The sequence below is a fragment of the Janthinobacterium sp. 78 genome (assembly GCF_003096775.1).
Lineage (GTDB): Bacteria > Pseudomonadota > Gammaproteobacteria > Burkholderiales > Burkholderiaceae_D > Janthinobacterium > Janthinobacterium tructae.
Map to the genome: position 1 here is coordinate 4,014,165 of NZ_QENT01000001.1, position 20,680 is coordinate 4,034,844.

6 protein-coding genes are annotated in these 20,680 nt (G+C 63.9%); all 6 read right to left on the reverse strand.

Annotated features, from left to right (window positions below; all coding sequences use genetic code 11):
* Nucleotides 1–143 precede the first annotated feature (143 nt).
* A complete protein-coding gene (locus C8C92_RS17685; RefSeq protein ID WP_116744783.1) occupies nt 144–1,811 on the reverse strand; it encodes a ShlB/FhaC/HecB family hemolysin secretion/activation protein in 1,668 nt (555 codons plus the stop codon).
* A gap of 295 nt (nt 1,812–2,106) precedes the next feature.
* The gene (locus C8C92_RS17690) at nt 2,107–15,003 is read right to left on the reverse strand and encodes a YDG domain-containing protein (protein ID WP_116744784.1); all 12,897 of its coding nucleotides are present in this window, start codon (nt 15,001–15,003) and stop codon (nt 2,107–2,109) included.
* Nucleotides 15,004–15,034: 31 nt separating this feature from the next.
* A complete protein-coding gene (locus C8C92_RS17695) occupies nt 15,035–16,702 on the reverse strand; it encodes a ShlB/FhaC/HecB family hemolysin secretion/activation protein (RefSeq protein ID WP_116744785.1) in 1,668 nt (555 codons plus the stop codon).
* A gap of 320 nt (nt 16,703–17,022) precedes the next feature.
* Entirely contained in the window at nt 17,023–17,745 is a 723-nt protein-coding gene (locus C8C92_RS17700; protein ID WP_099763446.1) for an ABC transporter ATP-binding protein, read from the reverse strand.
* 10 nt (nt 17,746–17,755) lie between these two features.
* Entirely contained in the window at nt 17,756–19,699 is a 1,944-nt protein-coding gene (locus C8C92_RS17705; protein WP_116744786.1) for a branched-chain amino acid ABC transporter ATP-binding protein/permease, read from the reverse strand.
* A 7-nt stretch (nt 19,700–19,706) separates the two neighbouring features.
* Nucleotides 19,707–20,597, reverse strand: coding sequence for a branched-chain amino acid ABC transporter permease (locus C8C92_RS17710; protein ID WP_071076807.1), 891 nt, complete (start codon nt 20,595–20,597; stop codon nt 19,707–19,709).
* Nucleotides 20,598–20,680: the final 83 nt, after the last annotated feature.

Sequence of the window (20,680 nt, forward strand, 5' to 3'; positions counted from 1 at the left end):
CCTGGTGGTCTTGATTTATTTGCTCATTTACTTACAACATCTAAAAAACCGTAGCGAGCGGATGTGAGTTGCGGCCGAGAAGCGCAGCTGTGCGCACGCACAGTGAGCATCGCAAGCCGCAAATCGCGACGCACAGTAGGTTTTTAGAAGTACTTGACGGCTTGCAGCCAGAAGCGGCCGGCGGAGTCCGGTGCGGACGTCGCCTTGGCATTGCCCAGCTTGTGTGCGTAATACGCTTTCAGGACGAGCGCGTTGGCGCCCGTCCACGTCACGCCTACGCCGGCGCCGCTCAGGGTGCGGCGGTTCTCGCCGGCGCTCCAGGCGTCGCGGTTCAGCTTGACGCTGCCCGTGTCGGCAAAGGCCAGCACCTGCAGCTGACCGGGCAAGGAGGTAAACGCAGGGACGGCCGTCAGGTTCTGGCGCAGTTCCAGATTCAGCACGTAACCCTGGTCGCCATACGCCTCGCCGCCCGGATAGGCGCGCACGCCGCCCATGCCGCCGATGCCCATCTTTTCCGAGACATCGAGATTTTTCGACGCCGCCTGGCCGCTGAGGCTGCCGAACAAACTGGTCTCGCCGCCCAGGCTTTGCAGGCGCGCCGCATTGAAAGCGAGCTTGTTGAAGTGGCCGTTGCTCTTCACCGTCAGCCTGTCGATCAGGCGCGCCTCCGGCGTTTCGATGTCGATCTTGCCGGTGGTGTAGGTCAGCGAATAATTGCTGATGCCACCGCCACCCACGCTATCTTTGCTATCACCGTTGAGATTGAACAGCCAGACCTTGGCTTTCTTGTCGTTGACGCTGCCCGTCGATTCCGTGCGGTCCTGGAAGGTCTTGTCGTCGTAGCTGACTTGCGCATACAGGTTGCTGCTGCGCGAGCGGATCATCGGATAACTGCCATACGCGCTGGCGATCTTCGCCGTGCCCTTGGCATCGAGCACGGCAAATTCCTTGCCCAGCTTGTAATCCATATACGTGTAGGCGCCGCCCAGGCGCAGCAAACCGGCCTGCCCCTGATACGCCAGGCGGCCGTAGTTCAAGCCGTCAGCCGAGGTAAACGCGCGCACGCTGGCCACGTCGCCGATACCGGCCAGTTCATTGATGTTCAAGGTGGCACCGATGCGGTTGCGACCCGTGTAGCGGTTGCCCTGGTTATCGACGTCGATGCTGCCGTTGAAACGCGATCCCGGCTGCACGTCGACGATCAGGTCGGACGCGCCCAAGGACGCCCCCGGCGCCAGGGTCGAGCTGACCTGCACGCCAGGCAAGTCCGACAGCAGCAGCAAGCGCCGCTCCAGCGGCGGCGTGGAAATCACTTGCCCGTCGAGACCGGCCAATATCGTGCCGGCCAGGCCGTCGGACAACTTGCTCTGGTTGCGCAACTGCACTTGCCCATACTGGCCCGGCAGCACGCTGATTTGCACCACGCCATCCTCGATATCCTGCGCCGGCAGATACGCTTGCGCCAGGAAATAGCCACGCTTCTGGTAATAGCTGGCAATTTTTGACGCCATGGCGCGCAGCTCGCCCAGGGTCAGCTCGCTGCCCGGCACGAAACCCGTGCTGGCGATCAGTTCGCTTTCAGGGAACACGGGCGGCGCCGCCACCTGCAGGCGCTGCACCGTGATGCGCGTGGTATCGCCCACCGCGGTGGCCGGTACATTGCCCTGTTGCACGCGGATGGCCGGCGGCGCCTTCGGCAACTGGGGCGCGATGGGAATCTGCTGCAGCTGGCTGCCTGCGCTGGGGGGATCGACAGCGTACGCGTTCTGGATCGCCAGTAACAAGGTCAGGGGCAGGAGTTTGGTGCGCAAAAGAATCCTCTCGATCACAGAATCAGCGGTGGGCAGTGGACGGTAGAGTTGCCAGATCTTACTTAATAGTTCCTATACTGTAACAGTTCCGTTCTAAAACTTGACCATTTTCATTTTTTTTAGTTAAGAAAGTGCACATCGATTCGCTTTCCTGGCCAGTTTGGCGCGCCAAATGTTCCAACGGAGCGTCGATCAAGCAGTTTCTGGTCGATTTCACGGTGACATAGCAAAAAAAATGCCGCTTCGCCGACATCACGAAGCGGCACTTCCACTGGCAAGCCCGGTTAGCGCATGCTTACTGGCTGTCGATGCTGGTGTTGCCAGCCGTCACAGGCAGTCGCAGGCCCGTGTCGACCACACTCAGGCGCAAGCCCGGCAAGACATTGCTGTTCACCGATGCCGTCGTCAGCACCACCGGCGTGCCGCCCTGCTGCGGCTGGCCGCGCTCCGCCACCACCTGCACCACGTCTTCCTTGCTGGTCACGGTTTCGCCTTTCGCCACCACTTCGGCCTGCACCATATTGCCCTGCGATGGCGCCACATTGACCGCCGCGATCACGCTGGCCACCGCGCTTTGCCGCGCTTCGGTCGGCTTGACGGTCAGCACGCCCGGCGTGTACGTCAACGCATAGTTGATCGACGTCTGGCCGGCCGCCGACACCAGATAGCTGCCCGATGGCGTAGCGATGGTGGCCGGCGTGCTGAATGCCAGATTGCCGCTGACCTCGTTCGCCAGCGTGTCGTTGCCCAGCAAGCCCGTGTAGCTGGCCGTGAAGGCCGGATTGACATTGCCCTGGTCTTTCTCGGCATTGCCCACCTTCACCCCCAGTTCCGCCTGCGTGATGCTGGCCGTGGTCGTCGCCGTGGCGTTGACCGTGTAATTGCCGGCATCCGTACCGCCGAGGACAATGCCGTTCACCGTCACCGTTTTGTTGGCGCCGGCGTTCTTGTCGGCAAAGCTGGCGCCGCTGCTACTGATGCTCAGCACGTCGCCGGCGATACGGTTGTCATCCAAAGTCACGCTGGCGTTGGTGGTGGTGTCATACACGCGCGGTGCGGCGCCCGTGGCGCGCACCAGCAGGCTGGCCGGCGTGATACTGGCCGTCAAGCCGCTCGGGTTGCTGACCGTGTAGTTGCTGGCCAGGCCGCTGGCGGTATCGACCAGGGTCGTGCCGCTGACCGTCACGGCTTTGCCATTGGCCGCATTCTTGTCGCTGAACACGGCAGTCTGACCCGCAATGCCCAGGCTTTCACCCGCCACCAGGCCGCTCAAGGCGCCGCCGGACAGGCTCGCTTGTGCATTGCCGTCGTAGACCTTGTTGCCAGCCAGTTGGCCGTTTACCGTCAAGGCCTTGGCCGTAATGCTGGCCGTCAAGCCGGTCGGATTGCTGACCGTGTAGTTGCTGGCCAGGCCGGTGATGGTGTCAACCAGGGTTGTTCCCGTCACCGTCACGGCTTTGCCATTGGCCGCGTTCTTGTCGCTGAACACGGCAGTTTGACCCGCAATGCCCAGGCTTTCACCCGCCACCAGGCCGCTCAAGGCGCCGCCGGACAGGCTGGCTTCTGCATTGCCATCGTAGACCTTGTTGCCAGCCAGTTGACCTGTCACCGTCAAGGCCTTGGCCGTGATGCTGGCCGTCAAGCCGGTTGGGTTGCTGACCGTGTAGTTGCTGGCCAGGCCGGTGATGGTGTCAACCAGGGTTGTTCCCGTCACCGTCACGGCTTTGCCATTGGCCGCATTCTTGTCGCTGAACACAGCAGTTTGACCCGCAATGCCCAGGCTTTCACCCGCCACCAGGCCGCTCAAGGCGCCGCCGGACAGGCTGGCTTCTGCATTGCCATCGTAGACCTTGTTGCCAGCCAACTGGCCCGCCACCGTCAAGGCTTTCGCTGTGATGCTGGCCGTCAAGCCGGTTGGGTTGCTGACCGTGTAGTTGCTGGCCAGGCCGCTGGCCGTGTCGACCAGGGTTGTGCCGCTGACCGTCACGGCTTTGCCATTGGCCGCGTTCTTGTCGCTGAACACGGCTGTTTGACCCGCAATGCCCAGGCTTTCACCCGCCACCAGGCCGCTCAAGGCGCCGCCGGACAGGCTGGCCTCTGCATTGCCGTCGTAGACCTTGTTGCCGGCCAACTGGCCCGCCACCGTCAAGGCTTTCGGTGTGATGCTGGCCGTCAAACCGCTCGGGTTGCTGACCGTGTAGTTGCTGGCCAGGCCGCTGGCCGTGTCAACCAGGGTTGTGCCCGTCACCGTCACGGCTTTGCCATTGGCCGCATTCTTGTCGCTGAACACGGCAGTCTGACCCGCAATGCCCAGGCTTTCGCCGGCCACCAGGCCGCTCAAGGCGCCACCGGACAGGCTGGCGACTGTATTGCCGTCGTAGACTTTATTGCCGGCCAACTGGCCCGCCACCGTCAAGGCCTTGGCCGTGATGCTGGCCGTCAAGCCGCTCGGGTTGCTGACCGTATAGTTGCTGGCCAGGCCGCTGGCGGTATCGACCAGGGTTGTACCCGTCACCGTCACGGCTTTGCCATTGGCCGCGTTCTTGTCGCTGAACACGGCGCTCTGGCCACCAAAGCCCAGGCTTTCGCCGGCCACCAGGCCGCTCAAGGCGCCACCGGACAGGCTGGCTTCTGCATTGCCGTCGTAGACCTTGTTGCCAGCCAGTTGACCGTCTACCGTCAAGGCCTTGGCCGTGATGCTGGCCGTCAAGCCGGTCGGATTGCTGACCGTGTAATTGCTGGCCCGGCCCGTGCCGTCAAGCAGACTGATGCCCGATACCGTCACGGCCTTGCCGTTGCCGGCGTTCTTGTCGACGAACACACCCGTGCCGCCCGAGACCAGCAGCGTCTCGCCCGTTATCAGGCCCGTCAAACTGCCGCCGGCCAGGGTCGCGGCCGTGGTGCCGTCATAGGCGCGCGTGCCGGCCGTCATGCCCGATACCGTCAGCGCTTTCGGCGTGATACTGGCGATCAGGCCGGTCGGGTTGCTGATCGTGTAGTTGGCCGCCAGGCCGCCATTGCCACCGTTGACCAGGGTCGAACCGGTCGCCGTCACCGTCTTGCCTGTGCCGGCGTCCCTGGTATCGAAGGTGGCGCTCAAGCCCGTCACACCCACGGTTTCCGTGCCGACCAGGCCGCTGATCGACCCGCCCGACAAGGTCGCCTTGGTGCTGCCGTCATACACCTTGTTGACGGCCGACATGCCGGTAATCGTCAGCGCCTTCGGCGTGATGCTGCCGGTGCCGGTCGCGGTGGTGCTCGCCAGCGTGTAGTTGGCCGCGTCAAGGCCACCCAGGGTCAGGGAAGAGATCGTCACGCCCTTGCCGGCGCCGGCGTTCTTGTCGCTGAACGCGGCCTTGGTGGCGCCGATGCCCAGGCTGTCGCCGCTGAACATGCCGTTGAAGGTGGCCGTGGCCGAACCGAACGTGACCGAGGTACCGCCGTCATAGACCTTGCTGTCGGCCACCACATTGGTCACCGAGCTGATGGTTGCCTGGCTGATATTGGCCGTCACGCCGGTCGGATTGCTGAGCGTATAGTTGCTGGCCAGCCCGGTGCCATCGGCCAGCGTCGCGCCGCTGACCGTCACGGTCTTGCCGGTGCCGGCGTTCTTGTCGACAAAGACACCCGACAGGCCGGACAGGCCCAGGGTTTCCGAGCCGACCAGGCCGCTCAGGGTGCCGCCGGTCACGCTTGCCTTGGTGGTGCTGTCATACACCTTGTTGGCGGCCGCCACGCCGGTGACGCTCAAGGCTTTTTGGGTGATGCTGGCGATCAGGCCGCTGGCCGGGCCGACCGAGTAATTGCTGGCCAGGCCGCCATTGCTGCCGTTGGACAAGGTGCCGCCGGTGATGCTGACGGCCTTGCCGCTGCCGGCGTTCTTGTCCGCAAACGCACCGGCCAGGCTTGCCAGTCCGACCGTTTCCGAACCGACAAAGCCGCTCAGGCTGCCGCCCGTGATGCTCGCATCGAGCGCGCCATCATAGGTTTTGTCAGCCGCCAGCGCGCCGGTGACGCCCAACACTTTTTGTGTGATCGAACCGGTCACATTGGTCGGGTTGGTCACGCTGTAATTGCTGGCCAGGCCCGTGCCGTCAAGCAGGCTGATGCCAGATACCGTCACTGTCTTGCCGTTGCCGGCGTTCTTGTCAACGAACACACCCGTGCCACCCGACAAGACCAGCGTTTCGCCGCTGATTACGCCACTCAGGCTGCCGCCGGCCAGGGTCGCGCTCGTGGTGCCGTCATACACGCGCGTACCGGCCGTCATGCCCGACACCGTCAGCACTTTCGGCGTGATGCTGGCCGTGAAACCGGTTGGGTTGGCCATCGTGTAGTTGCTGGCCAGGCCGCCGTTGCCGCCGTTGACCAGGGTCGTGCCGGTCGCCGTCACCGCCTTGCCGGTGCCGGCGTTCTTGTCATCAAAAGTAACCGTCAAACCCGTCACGCCCAGGGTTTCCGTGCCAACCAGGCCGCTGATCGACCCGCCCGTCACGCTGGCCTTGGTGTTGCCGTCGTAGGCCTTGCTGACGGCCGACATGCCGGTAATCGTCAGCGCCTTCGGCGTGATGGCGCCGGTGCCCGTGCCGGTGGTGGCCGTCAGATTGTAGTTGCCCGCATCGGTCCCGCCCAGGGTCAGGCCGCTGGCATTGACAACCTTGCCGCTGCCGGCGTTCTTGTCGATGAAGTTGGCCGAGGTCGCGCTGACGTTCAAGCTGTCGCCATTGAACATGCCGGCAAACGTGGCGCCGGCGTTGCTGACGGTGGCCGTATCCGTGCCGTCATACGTCTTGCCGGCGGCCGTGATGCCGCTGACGCTGGCAATTTGCGCCTGGCTGATGCTGCCCGTGCCCGTGCCCGTGGTGGCTGTCAGATTGTAGTTGCCCGCATCGGTCCCGCCAAGGGTCAGGCCGCTGGCATTGACAACCTTGCCGCTGCCGGCGTTCTTGTCGATGAAGTTGGCCGAGGTCGCGCTGACGTTCAAGCTGTCGCCATTGACCATGCCGGCAAACGTGGCGCCGGCGTTGCTGACGGTGGCCGTATCCGTGCCGTCATACGTCTTGCCGGCGGCCGCAAAGCTGCTCACGCCCGTGATGGTCGCCTTGGCGATATCGCCCGTGCCGGTGGCCGTGTCACTGGCCAGGGTGTAGTTGCCCGCATCCGCGCCACCGAGTGCGATGCCGCTGACGTTGACCGTTTTACCGGTGCCGGCGTTCTTGTCGCTGAACGCGGCCTTGGTGGCGGTAAACGTCAGGCTGTCGCCGCCGAACATGCCGTTGTAGGTGGCGCCGGCGTTCAAGATGGCAGTGTCCGTGGCGTCATACGTCTTGCCGGCGGCCGTGATGCCGCTCACGCTGGCAATTTGCGCCTGCGTGATGGTACCCGTGCCCGTGCCGGTGGTGGCCGTCAGATTGTAGTTGCCCGCATCGGTCCCGCCCAGGGTCAGGCCGCTGGCATTGACAATCTTGCCGCTGCCGACGTTCTTGTCGATGAAGTTGGCCGAGGTCGCGCTGACGTTCAAGCTGTCGCCATTGACCATGCCGGCAAACGTGGCGCCGGCATTGCTGACGGTGGCCGCATCCGTGGCGTCATACGTCTTGCCGGCGGCCGTGATGCCGCTCACGCTGGCAATTTGCGCCTGCGTGATGGTACCCGTGCCCGTGCCGGTGGTGGCCGTCAGATTGTAGTTGCCCGCATCGGTCCCGCCCAGGGTCAGGCCGCTGGCATTGACAACCTTGCCGCTGCCGGCGTTCTTGTCGATGAAGTTGGCCGAGGTAGCGCTGACGCGCAAGCTGTCGCCATTGACCATGCCGGCAAACGTGGCGCCGGCATTGCTGACGGTGGCCGTATCCGTGGCGTCATATACCTTGCTGCCAGCGACGATGTTACTGACCCCGCCGATATTGGATTTGCTGATATTGGCCGTCACGTCAGTCGGGTTGCCAACCGTGTAGTTGCTGGCCAGCCCGGTGCCGTCGGCCAGCGTCGCGCCGCTGACTGTCACGGTCTTGCCGGTGCCGGCGTTCTTGTCGACAAAGACACCCGACAGGCCGGACAGGCCCAGAGTTTCACCGCCGACCAGGCCGTTCAGGCTGCCGCCGGTCACGCTTGCCTTGGTGGTGCTGTCATAGACCTTGTTGGCGGCCGCCACGCCGGTGACGCTCAAGGCTTTTTGGGTGATGCTGGCGATCAGGCCGCTGGCCGGGCCGACCGAGTAATTGCTGGCCAGGCCGCCATTGCTGCCGTTGGACAAAGTGCCGCCGGTGATGCTGACGGCCTTGCCGCTGCCGGCGTTCTTGTCCGCAAACGCACCGGCCAGGCTTGCCAGGCCGACCGTTTCCGAACCGACAAAGCCGCTCAGGCTGCCGCCCGTGATGCTCGCATCGAGCGCGCCGTCATAAGTTTTGTCGGCCGCCAGCGCACCGGTGACGCTCAACACTTTTTGTGTGATGGAGCCGGTCACATTGGTCGGGTTGGTCACGCTATAATTGCTGGCCAGGCCCGTGCCGTCAAGCAGGCTGACGCCAGACACCGTCACGGCCTTGCCGTTGCCGGCATTCTTGTCAACGAACACACCTGTGCCGCCCGACAAGACCAGCGTTTCGCCGCTGATTACGCCGCTCAGGCTGCCGCCGGCCAGGGTCGCGCTCGTGGTGCCGTCATACACCCGCGTGCCGGCCGTCATGCCCGATACCGTCAGCGCTTTCGGCGCGATATTGGCCGTGAAACCGGTTGGGTTGGCCATCGTGTAGTTGCTGGCCAGGCCGCCGTTGCCGCCGTTGACCAGGGTCGTGCCGGTCGCCGTCACCGCCTTGCCGGTGCCGGCGTTCTTGTCATCAAAAGTAACCGTCAAACCCGTCACGCCCAGGGTTTCATCGCCGACCAGGCCGCTGATTGAGCCGCCTGTGACGCTGGCCTTGGTGTTGCCGTCGTAGGCCTTGCTGACGGCCGACATGCCGATAATGGTCAGCGCCTTCGGCGTGATGGCGCCGGTGCTGCTGCCGGTGGTGGTGGTCAGGTTGTAGTTGCCGGCGTCCGTACCGCCCAGCCCGATGCCGCTGATATTAACCGTCTTGCCGGTGCCGACGTTCTTGTCGGCGAAGGTGGCGGTGGTGGCGTTGACCGTCAGGCTGTCGCCGCTTTTGATGCCACCGAACGTGGCGCCGGCCGCATTGACGATGGCGTTCAGGCCAGCGTCGTAGACTTTGCTGTCGATCACGATATTGGTGACCGCGGAAATGGTGGCCTTGGTAATATTGGCCGTCACGCCGGTCGGGTTGCTGATCGTGTAGTTGCTGGCCAGGCCGCCGTTGCTGCCCACGGTCATGACCGCACCGGTGATGGTGACGGCCTTGCCGGTGCCGACGTTCTTATCAAGAAACACACCGACCATGCCGCCCACGCCCACGCCTTCCGCACCGACCAGGCCGTCGAGAATCACGGTACCGCCCAGGCTGACCGCGGTACCGCCGGTGTAGGCCCGGTTGGTGGCCGTGATACCGGTGATCGTCAGCGCTTTTTTGGTGATATCGCCGGTCACGCCAGTCGGATTGGCCAGCGAATAATTGCTGGCCAGGCCGCTGCCGTCGACCAGCGTCGTGCCGGTAACGGTCACGACCTTGCCGGTGCCCGCGTTCTTGTCGGCAAACACGCCACTCTGGCCCGAGAAGCTCACGGTTTCGCCCACCACCAGGCCGTTCAGGGTGCCGCCCGTCAGACTGGCCTTGGTATTACCGTCATACGCCTTGGCGCTGGCGGCCAGGCCGCTGACCGTCAGCGCTTTTTGCGTGATGCTGGCGGTGACGCCGGTCACCGCGCCGACCGTGTAATTGCTGGCCAGGCCGCCGTTCGTGCCGTCGGACAGCGCGCCGCCGGTCACCGTCACGGTCTTGCTTGCGCCCGCATTCTTGTCGCCAAAGACGCCGGTCAGGCTGGACAGGCCCAGCGTTTCCCCGCTGACCAGGCCGTCCAGGGTACCGCCGTTCACGGTGGCCGCCGTGCCGCCATCGTAGACCTTGTCGGCCGCCGTTGCGCCGGTCACCGTCAGCGCCTTTTGTGTGATATTGCCGGTGGCGCCGGTGGCATTGCTGACCGTGTAGTTGCTGGCCAGGCCAGAGCCATTGCCCAGGGTGGCGCCGGTCACGGTCACCGCCTTGCCGTTGCCCGCGTTCTGGTCATTGAATGCGCCGCTCTGGCCAGACAGGGTCAGGGTTTCGCCAATCACCAGGCCATTCAGGGTACCGCCCGAAATGGTCGCCTTGGTGTTGCCGTCATAGCTCTTGCTGGCCACGCTCACGCCGCTCACCGTCAAGGCTTTTTGCGCGATATCAGCCGTCAGGCCCGTCACGCTGGCGAGCGTGTAGTTGCTGGCCAGGCCGCCGTTAGCGCCGTCGGACAAGGTGCCGCCGCTGACCGTCACGGCCTTGCTGGTGCCGGCGTTCTGGTCGGCGAAAGCGCCCGACAGCGCGCCCAGGTTGAGCGATTCGCCGTTGATCATGCCGCTCAAAGTGCCGCCGGTGACCGCCGCCGCCGTGCTGCCGTCATAGGTCTTGTTGCCAGCCACGGCGCCGGACACGGTCAATGCCTTGGGCGTGATGGCACCACTGCCACTGCCGCTGCCAGCGGTCAGGTTGTAGTTGGCCGCGTCCGTGCCGCCCAGGGTCAGGCCACTGGCATTGACAACCTTGCCGCTGCCGGCGTTCTTGTCGATGAAGTTGGCCGAGGTGGCGCTGACGTTCAAGACGTCGCCATTGACCATGCCGGCAAAGGTGGCGCCGGCATTGCTGACCGTGGCGGAGGTAGCACCGTCATACTCCTTGCTGGCGGCCACGATACTGCTCACCGTGTTGATGGTGGCCTGGGTGATATCGGCCGTGACGCCGGTCAGGTTGTTGACCGTGTAGTTGCTGGCCAGGCCGGCGCCGTCGGCCAGCGTGGCGCTGATGGTCAGCACCTTGCCGGTAGCGACGTTCTTGTCGGCGAACACGCCCGACAGGCCGGACAGGCCCAGCGTTTCCGAACCGACCAGACCGTTCAATACGCCGCCGCTGACGGTGGCCTTGGTGTTGCCGTCATAGACTTTGTTGCCAGCCGTCGCGCCCGTCACGGTCAGCGCCTTGGGCGTAATGTCGCCCGTCACGTTGGTCGGATTGGTCACCGAATAATTGCTGGCCAGGTTGGCACCGTCGGCCAGCGTGATGCCGCTCACGGTCACGCCTTTTCCGGTACCGGCGTTCTGGTCGGCAAACGTGCCGGCCTGGCCGGAGAAGCTGACGGTTTCGCCGGCCACCAGGCCACTCAAGGTACCGCCCGTCAGACTGGCTGTGGCATTGCCGTCATAAACCTTGGCGCCGGCCGTCATGCCGCTCACGGTCACCGCCCTCTTGTCGATGGTCACGGTGCCTGCGCCGTAACTGATGATATAGCCGCGCTGGTCGGAATACAGGCCACCGGCGGCAATGGCGTAGGTGCCGACGTTGACGGCGTTGCCTGCCGCGCTGGCGCTCAAAGTGCCCAGCAGCGATGCATAGGCGCCAGACCGGTTGGCGGTTACACCGGTGGCCGTAAAGGTGCTGGTGCCGTCATAGGTCTTGCTGTTGTTCAAGGCAAAATTGACCTGCAACGGCGTCATGAAGGCGCGCAGCAAGGGATAGCTAAGGCTGTCGTAGATAATCCAGGTATTGGCCAGGTCCCAGGTCGCCGCCGTGTAGGTGGCCAGCGATTTCATGGCCGTGGTGCCCAAGCCCGTGCCGGCGGCGCTGGTGGCCTGCCCGCTGGTGGAGGTGTCCCAGAAGTTGCCGGTGGCGCTGCCAGTACTGGCGCCCGCCAGGCCGCCCGTATTGCTGCTGCCCGTGACCGCGCCGGTGGCGTAGTTATTGGTCAAGGCGCCGGAATTGACGCCAACCAGGCCACCCACCGTATTGGTGCCGGTCACCGCGCCTGAAGCGTAGCTGTTGCTGACAGTGCCACTGTTGTTGCCGACCAGGCCGCCCGTGTTGGCGGTGCCTGTCACGCTCATGGTGCTGTAGCTGCCGCTGATGGTGCCGGCATTGTTGCCGACCAGCGTAGCGGTAGCCGTGGCGCCGTTGACGCTGCCGCCGTCCAGGCCCACGTCGCGAATCACCGCCGTGCTGGATGTGGCGCCGAACAGACCGGTACTGTCGATGCCCGGACGGTTCAGCACCAGACCGGAAATGACATGGGCGGCGCCGTCGAAGGTGCCGGTGAATGGCGCCGCCGTGCTGGTGCCGACCGGCACGAACGTGGCGCCATTCCAGACGTCGCCCGTGGTGCCAGTGGCCGCCAGATTGAGGTCGCGGGCCAGCGTGTAATTGCCGGCCAGATTCATCGCCATCAATTGCAATTGATGCGGTGATTTGATGGTGGTGCTGTACTCGGACGACAACATCGGTCCGGTGGCGCCCAGCGCGCCGCCCGCATTGTTCAGCGTGCCGTCGGTATTGACCATGACCCAGTTGTTGCCCGACTGGCCGGTGGTGGTGGTGAAACTGAAGTTGTCGAAGCTGGCGCCCGTGCGCATCTCTGTCGCGCTCAGGCCCTTCACCTTGGTTTTCGATCCAGTGCCGTCGCCGATGGCGGAACCCAGGTTGACGGTGGAATTGAAGTAACCGCCGGTGATCGTCGCGGTTGCGTTGTTGAAGCCGATGACGCCGCCTGCCACAGTGGTGCCGGCGACGGTGCCGGTCAGCGTGACCTTGCCGGAAGAATAGACATTGGTGACCGAGGCGCCCGCAGTGCTGGTGCCGTTGGCGCCGACCACGCCACCCACCGAGCTGGTGGCGCCCGTGACGTCGCCGGTGGCGTAACTGTTGCTGATCGACGAGCGGTTATTGCCGACCAGTCCACCCGTGGATACGCTGGCGCTGGCAAGACCGCCCAGGCCCAGGCCCGTCACCGTGCCGGTGGCATAGCTGTTGTTGATCTGCGCCGAGGAGGTGGTCCAGCCCACCAGCCCGCCAACATGGCCGTTGGCCGACACGGCGCCGGTACTGAAGCTGTTGTTGATCACGGCAGTCGAACCACGGTTGCTGGCCACCAGGCCGCCGGCGTCGATACCGACCGCTACCGCGCCAGTATTGAAACTGTTGGTAATGGCGCCGTAATTAATGCCGACCAGGCCGCCACCGGTATGCTTGGCGGTAGCGGTGACGGCGCCCGTATTGTAACTGCCAGTGATCTTGCTGGCCTTGGTGCCAAGGCCCACCAGGCCGCCAATCACGGTATCGAGCGTCGCGTTGGTGACGCTGATCGTGGCGCTGCTGCCGCTGTTGAGGATGGTGCCGCTGTTTTTGCCAACCAGGCCGCCGATATACGCATAGCCCGGGGTGCTCAGGCTGCCGCTCACATAGGCATTGTTGATCAAGCCGCTATTGGAACCCACCACTCCTGCCACATTACCATAGGAACCACTGCCCGGCACGCTGGAACTCAGGTTGACGTTAAGCAGGCCGACATTGCGGATCTGCGCAGCCGTAGTGATCGTACCGAACAGGGCGGCCGAGACGTTGCTCGTGCTGGTGTTACTGGTCAAGCCGGTAATCACGTGGCCCAGACCCTCGAACTGCCCCGTAAATGGCGTAGTATTGGTGCCGATCGCGATGAAGCCGTTGGCGCCCCATGTGGACGTGGCGCTGGCGTCGATATTCGCACCCAGCGCATAGTTGCCCGACATGAGATTCCTCATGCCTTGCAAATCGGTGCCAGTGACGCTGCCGGCCGCGCCCAGGCTGGTGATCATCGTATAGATCTTGGTGGTGCCGTCACTGCCCTGCTTGGTGCTGAAACTATTGCCCGAGGGGAGATTGACCTCGGCCTTGATCGTGATATGCGCGGCATTGCTCGACGCGACGGTACTCTGGCCATATTCGAGTGCCAGGCTGGCCGTGCCGGTGCCCGTCATCGGCTTGTTGATGTTGATATTGTTTTGCGCCGTCAGGGTCAGCTTGTTGGCCGACCAGGCAATCGCTTCGTTGACATTGACGTCGCCGGCCGTGCCGCCAGTGCCGTCCGTGCTCTGGATCTGCACCGAGCCGTTGCTCAGGCCGATCATCAGGTCGGTGCCGGTCATATTGCCGCCGGACGCGGCGATCGTGAAATCGACCGGGTCGATCAGCCAGGTGCCGGACAGGCCATTGGCCGCCTTGGTCGTCACATTGATGCCCTTGGCAATATTTACATGCGCGGCCGAGGTATCGATGAAGCCGCCCTTTCCACCCGCCGGCGCGCTGGCGTCCAGCGTACCGGCCGCGTTCACCGTGCCGGTCTGCATGTCGCCCAGCAACTTGATCGTGCCGCTGCGCGTATCGATCGTCTGCGCCTCGATCACGCCCGTGTTGTTGACGACGGTTTTCAGCAAGTCGCCGGCAGCCTGCGCGCTCAAGAGTACGCTGCCGCCGTCAGCCTTGATCATGCCGCCATTGCTGACCAAAGCGCCCACGGCGCCCGCGTTGACGGCGACATTGAGCAAGCCGTCGCCCGCCACGTCCAGCGTGATGGCGCGGCCCGCCGCCAGGGCCACCGAGCCCAGGCGTGCCTGGATCGTGCCCTCGTTCGACACATTGGCGCCCAGCAAGGCCACATAGCCGCCCGGCGCGCTGATCGAACCCTGGTTCAGGACTTTACCCGTGCCATTGCCGCTAAATTGGTATTTGCCGGCCATGAAGTCGGCGTTGGAAATATCCAAGGTGGAGGCCACCAGGCCCGCCGTGTTGACCGAGGCTCCTTGGCCGAACAGCACGCCGTTCGGGTTGACAATGAACACCTTGCCGTTGGCCGACAAGTTGCCGAGGATGGTCGTGCCATCGCTGCCCAGCACGCGGTTCAACGCCACCGCATTGCTGTTCGGCTGCACGAATTGCACCGACTCGCCCTTGTTGATATTGAAGTTGGCCCAGTTGATCACCGCGTTCTGGCTGCCCTGCTTGATCACCGTCGAACCTGGCGCACCGGTGATGCTGGCCTGGCCCGCCACCACCGTGCCGCCCGCCGGCCCCGCCAGCGCCAGACTGCCGTAGCCCAGCATCAGCGCCGCCGCCATGCTGGTCAAGGCGAAATGCGCCCCGCCTCCGCTGCATCCTGGCATCGAGCGCTTGCCGGCCGATTTGACGTTTTCGGACACGGCGGCGTAAGCGCCCGTGGCCTGGTTCCAGATGGAGCGGTAGATGCGGTTCATGGCGGTGTCCTGATTTTTTAGCTTGTATTAATTAGAAGTACTTGACTGCTTGCAGCCAGAAGCGGCCGGCGGAGTCCGGTGCGGACGTCGCCTTGGCATTGCCCAGCTTGTGTGCGTAATACGCTTTCAGGACGAGCGCGTTGGCACCCGTCCACGTCACGCCCACGCCGGCGCCGCTCAGGGTGCGGCGGTTCTCGCCGGCGCTCCAGGCGTCGCGGTTGAGCTTGACCGTGCCCGTGTCGGCAAAGGCCAGCACCTGCAGCTGACCGGGCAAGGATGTAAACGCAGGGACGGCCGTCAGGTTCTGCCGCAGTTCCAGATTCAGCACATAGCCCTGGTCGCCATACGCCTCGCCGCCCGGATAGGCGCGCACGCCGCCGACGCCGCCCAGGCCCATTTTTTCCGACACATCGAGGTTTTTCGACGACGTCTGCGCGTTGACGATGCCGAAGAAGCTGGTGTCGGCGCCCAGGCTTTGCAGGCGCGCCGCATTGAAAGCGAGCTTGTTGAAGTGGCCGTTGCTCTTCACCGTCAGCCTGTCGATCAGGCGCGCCTGCGGCGTCTCGATATCGATCTTGCCCGTGGTGTAAGTGATGGAATAGGTGCTCACGCCACCGCCGCCCCAGCCATCCTTGGCGTCGCCGTTCAGGTTCAGCATCCACACCCTGGCCGTCTTGTCGTTGACGCTGCCCGTCGATTCCGTGCGGTCCTGGAAGGTCTTGTCGTCGTAGCTGACTTGCGCATACAGGTTGCTGCTGCGCGAGCGGATCATCGGATAACTGCCATACGCGCTGGCGATCTTCGCCGTGCCCTTGGCATCGAGCACGGCAAATTCCTTGCCCAGCTTGTAATCCATATACGTGTAGGCGCCGCCCAGGCGCAGCAAACCGGCCTGCCCCTGATACGCCAGGCGGCCGTAGTTCAAGCCGTCAGCCGAGGTAAACGCGCGCACGCTGGCCACGTCGCCGATACCGGCCAGTTCATTGATGTTCAAGGTGGCACCGATGCGGTTGCGACCCGTGTAACGGTTGCCCTGGTTATCGACGTCGATGCTGCCGTTGAAACGCGATCCCGGCTGCACGTCGACGATCAGGTCGGACGCGCCCAAGGACGCCCCCGGCGCCAGGGTCGAGCTGACCTGCACGCCCGGCAAGTCCGACAGCAGCAGCAAGCGCCGCTCCAGCGGCGGCGTGGAAATCACTTGCCCGTCGAGACCGGCCAATATCGTGCCGGCCAGGCCGTCGGACAACTTGCTCTGGTTGCGCAGCTGCACTTGCCCATACTGGCCCGGCAGCACGCTGATATGCACCACGCCATCCTCGATATCCTGCGCCGGCAGATACGCCTGCGCCAGGAAATAGCCACGCTTCTGGTAATAGCTGGCAATTTTTGACGCCATGGCGCGCAGCTCGCCCAGAGTCAGCTCGCTGCCCGGCACGAAACCCGTGCTGGCGATCAGTTCGCTCTCGGTAAACACGGGCGGCGCCGTCACCTGCAGGCGCTGTACCGTGATGCGCGTGGTATCGCCCACCGTGGTGGCCGGCACATTGCCCTGTTGCACGCGGATAGCCGGCGGCGCCTTCGGCAACTGGGGCGCGACGGGAATCTGCTGCAGCTGGCTGCCTGCGCTGGGGGGATCGACAGCGTACGCGTTCTGGATCGCCAGTAACAAGGTCAGGGGCAGGAGTTTGGTGCGCAAAAGAATCCTCTCGATCACAGAATCAGCGGTGGGCAGTGGGCGGTATAGTTGCCAGATATTAACTTAATAGTTCCGATACTGTAACAGTTCCGTTCTACAACTTGACCATCTTTATTCTTTATATTGAGAAAGTGCACATCGATTCGCTTTCCTGGCCAGTTTGGCGCGCCAAATGTGCAAACGGCGCGTCGATCACGCAGTTTCCCGTCGATTTGACGGCAAGCGGTCTTGTAGAGCCGCCTGCGCTGGCGGCAACGGCAGCAGCGGCCCGGTGCGAGCGGGCCGCTGCGGTGAGCTGGAAATGCGCGCCAAACGTCCTCTCAATGCCCTCCTCCAAGATACGCGGCGATCACCTTCGGATCGGTCTTCAGACTTTCGGCCGGGCCGTGCACGGAGATGCTGCCGTTTTCCAGCACGTAGCCGTAATCGGCCACGTTCAGGGCGGCGGCGGCGAATTGCTCCACCAGCAGCATGGTCACGCCCTCGCCTTTCAGGCGCGTGATGATGCGGAACACTTCCTCGACCAGGATCGGCGCCAGGCCCATCGACGGTTCGTCGAGCAGGATCACTTCCGGGTTCAGCATGACGGCGCGCGCCATGGCCAGCATCTGCTGCTCGCCGCCCGACAAGGTGCCGGCCAGCTGGTCGCGCCGCTCCTTCAGACGGGGGAACAGCTCCAGGGCCTTGTCCAGGTCGCCCTTGATGTCGCCTTTCGGGCGCGAACGCGTAAAGCGGGGAAAGGCGCCCAGCAGCAGGTTGTCCGTCACCGACATCGAGGCGAACACGCGCCGCCCCTCCGGCGAATGGGCCAGGCCGGCGCGCGCGATGCGGTGCGAGTCGAGCCCCGTGACATCCTTGCCGCCCAGGGTGACGGTACCGGATTTGGGTTTCAGCATGCCGGAAATGGCGCGCATGGTGGTGGTCTTGCCGGCGCCGTTCGAGCCGATCAGGGTCACCAGCTTGCCCTTCGGGACTTCAAGCGAAATGCCGTGCAAGACTTCGACTTTGCCGTAGGCGGCGTGCAGATTTTGAATGGTCAGCATGGTCTTCCTCTCAGTGCGCCGCAGGGCTCAGGGTGTCGGCGCTGCCGCCCAGGTAGGCTTCGATAACTTTCGGATCGCTCTGGACAAGCGCGGGTGCGCCTTCGGCGATCTTCTGGCCGAAGTCGAGCACCGTCACCACGTCCGACAGGGCCATCACCACGTCCATGTGGTGCTCGATCAGGATGATGGTGATGCCGTGGTCGCGGATCTTGCGGATGATGGCCATCAGCTCCTTGATATCGGGCGCCGTCAGGCCCGCCGCCGGTTCATCGAGCAGCAGCAGGCGCGGATTGAGGCCCAGGGCGCGGCCGATTTCCAGCAGCCGCTGCTTGCCATACGGCAGATTGCGCGCCTCTTCGTTGGCCAGGTCGGCCAGGCCGACGAATTCGAGGATGCTGGCGGCCCGCTCGCGCGCCAGGCGCTCTTCGCGCTTGTAGCGCGGCGTATGCAGCATCACGTCCAGCACGTTCGACTTGAAGGTGTTGTGCAAGCCCACCAGCACGTTTTCGGTGGCCGTCATCTCGCCGAACAGCTGCACGTTCTGGAAGGTGCGCGCCACGCCGCCCAAGGCGATTTCGGACGGCGTGCGGCCGGAAATGACGGCGCCGGCAAATTCGACCTTGCCCGCCGTCGGCTTGTAGATGCCCGTCAGCACATTCATCATCGTGCTCTTGCCCGAGCCGTTCGGCCCGATCAAGCCGTGCACGGAGCCCTGTGTGACGTTCAAGTCCACCTGGTTCAGCGCTTTCAGGCCGCCGAACTGCATCAGGGCCTGCTCCACGCGCAGCAGTGTTTCGCCGCGCTGGCCGCCCTGGGCGTGGTCAAAAGGCGCCACGCCGTGCGAGGCCACCGCCTGCACATGGCGCCGGCCCTTGCCCACGAAACTCATCAGGAAGCCGACGATGCCGTCCTGCAGGTAGTACACGACAAACAGGGTCATCAGGCCGAAGATGGTCAGGCGCCAGTCGATCATATTGTCCAGCTTATAGGAATACGCGGCCAGGCCGATGGTGGCGACCAGCGGCACGAGCACGCCGCGCACGGTGGAACGCTTCTTGGCCAGCATGAAGGCGGAACCGATCACGCCCAGCACGGCGGCGGCCACGGCGATCTTGCGGAACAACTCGATGTCCGCCAGCAGGCTGGGCAGCATGACGACGATCAGCGCGCCGATCAAGGCGCCCGAGCGCGTCTTGCGCCCGCCCATGATGACGGCCAGCAGGAACAGAATGGTCAGCTCGAAGTTGTAGGTATTGGGCGAGATATATTCTTCCGAATACGCATACAGGCTGCCCGCCAGGCCCGCGAAGCCGGCGCTGATGACGAACGCATACACTTTATAGCGATACACGGACACGCCCATGCAGTCCGAGGCGATGGGGCTGTCGCGCAATGCTTCAAACGCCCGCCCCAGGTTCGACTTCAGGATGCGGTGCACGACCACCAGCGAGATCACCATCAGCGCGGCGACCATGTAGTAGTACTCCACCTCGGAGAGCTTGTGCCCGAACAGGACGGGCTTGTGGATCTTGATGCCCATCGGTCCTTCCGTCAGGAAGCTCATTTCATTGATCAGGATTTGTATGATGGTGCCGAAAGCGAGCGTCACCATGGCCAGGTACGGCCCCGTCACGCGCAGCGCCGGCAAGGCCAGGATGGCGCCGAAGACGGCCGCGCCCACGATGCTGGCGGGGATGGCCAGCCAGAACGACAGGCCCAGCTTGAACACCAGCACGCCCGTGGCATACGAGCCGATGCCGAACAGGCCAGCGTGGCCCAGCGACACCTGCCCCGTGTAGCCGACGACGATGTCGAGGCCGAACAGCAGGATGGCGTAGATCAGGATGGTCTCGGCCAGGTGGATGTAATACGGATTGGGGATGACAATCGGGAACAGCACGAGCGCGGCCAGGCCCGCCGCGCAGAGCGCCAGCATGGTGAATTTCTTGTTCATGTGATCCTCAGACTTTCTTGATCGCGGCTTTGCCGAACAGGCCGGACGGCTTGACGGCCAGCACCAGCAGCAAGAGCAGCAGCCCTGGCACTTCCTTGTAGCCGGTGGAAATGTAATAGCCGGTGGTGGTCTCGGCGATGCCCAGGATCAGGCCACCGACGATGGCACCCACGCCCGAGGTCAGCCCGCCGATGATGGCCACGGCGAATGCCTTCAAGCCCAGCGAGGCGCCCATGGTGGCGCCGGTCAGGGTCAACGGTGCCACCAGCACGCCCGCGAAGGCGGCCGTGGCCGACGACAGCGCATACGAAAAGGTGATGACCATGCCCGTGTTGATGCCCATCAGGCCGGCCGCATCGCGGTCATTTGCCGTCGCCACCACGGCCTTGCCGTAGATCGACTTGCGGTTGAACAGCTCGACGGCCAGCATGATGGCCAGCGCACCGACGATGACGGCCACCTGCATCGGCTGCACGTTCGCGCCCAGCACCTTGAATGGCGCGGCCGAGAGCGGCGACGGGAAGGTCAGGTCGTCCTTGCCCCAGATGTTTTCCGCCACGTTTTTAAAGATGATGGCCAGCGCGATGGTCGACATGATCCAGCCGAATTCGGACTTGATCTTGATGGCGGGCCGCACGCCTATCCATTCGACGAACACGCCCTGCAAGGCGCCGAAGGCGATGACGATAGGGACCATCAGCAAATAGCTCATGTAAGGGCCGCCGTGGATGGTGCCCACCAGGGACAGGCCCACCAGCGCGCCCAGCATCAGGGACTCGCCCTGGCCGAAATTGAGGGTGCCGGAAGTGGCAAAGGTCAGCTGATAGCCGAAGGCGATGACGGCATAGATCATGCCCAGCGCGATACCGCTGAAGACAAGCTGCAGGAAGATTTCCATGGTGTTCCCCGGAAGACGAAAGATGAAAAAATGGCCAGTCCTGATTCCTCAAGGCTGGCCATTGCGCGGCTAGATACTGGGAA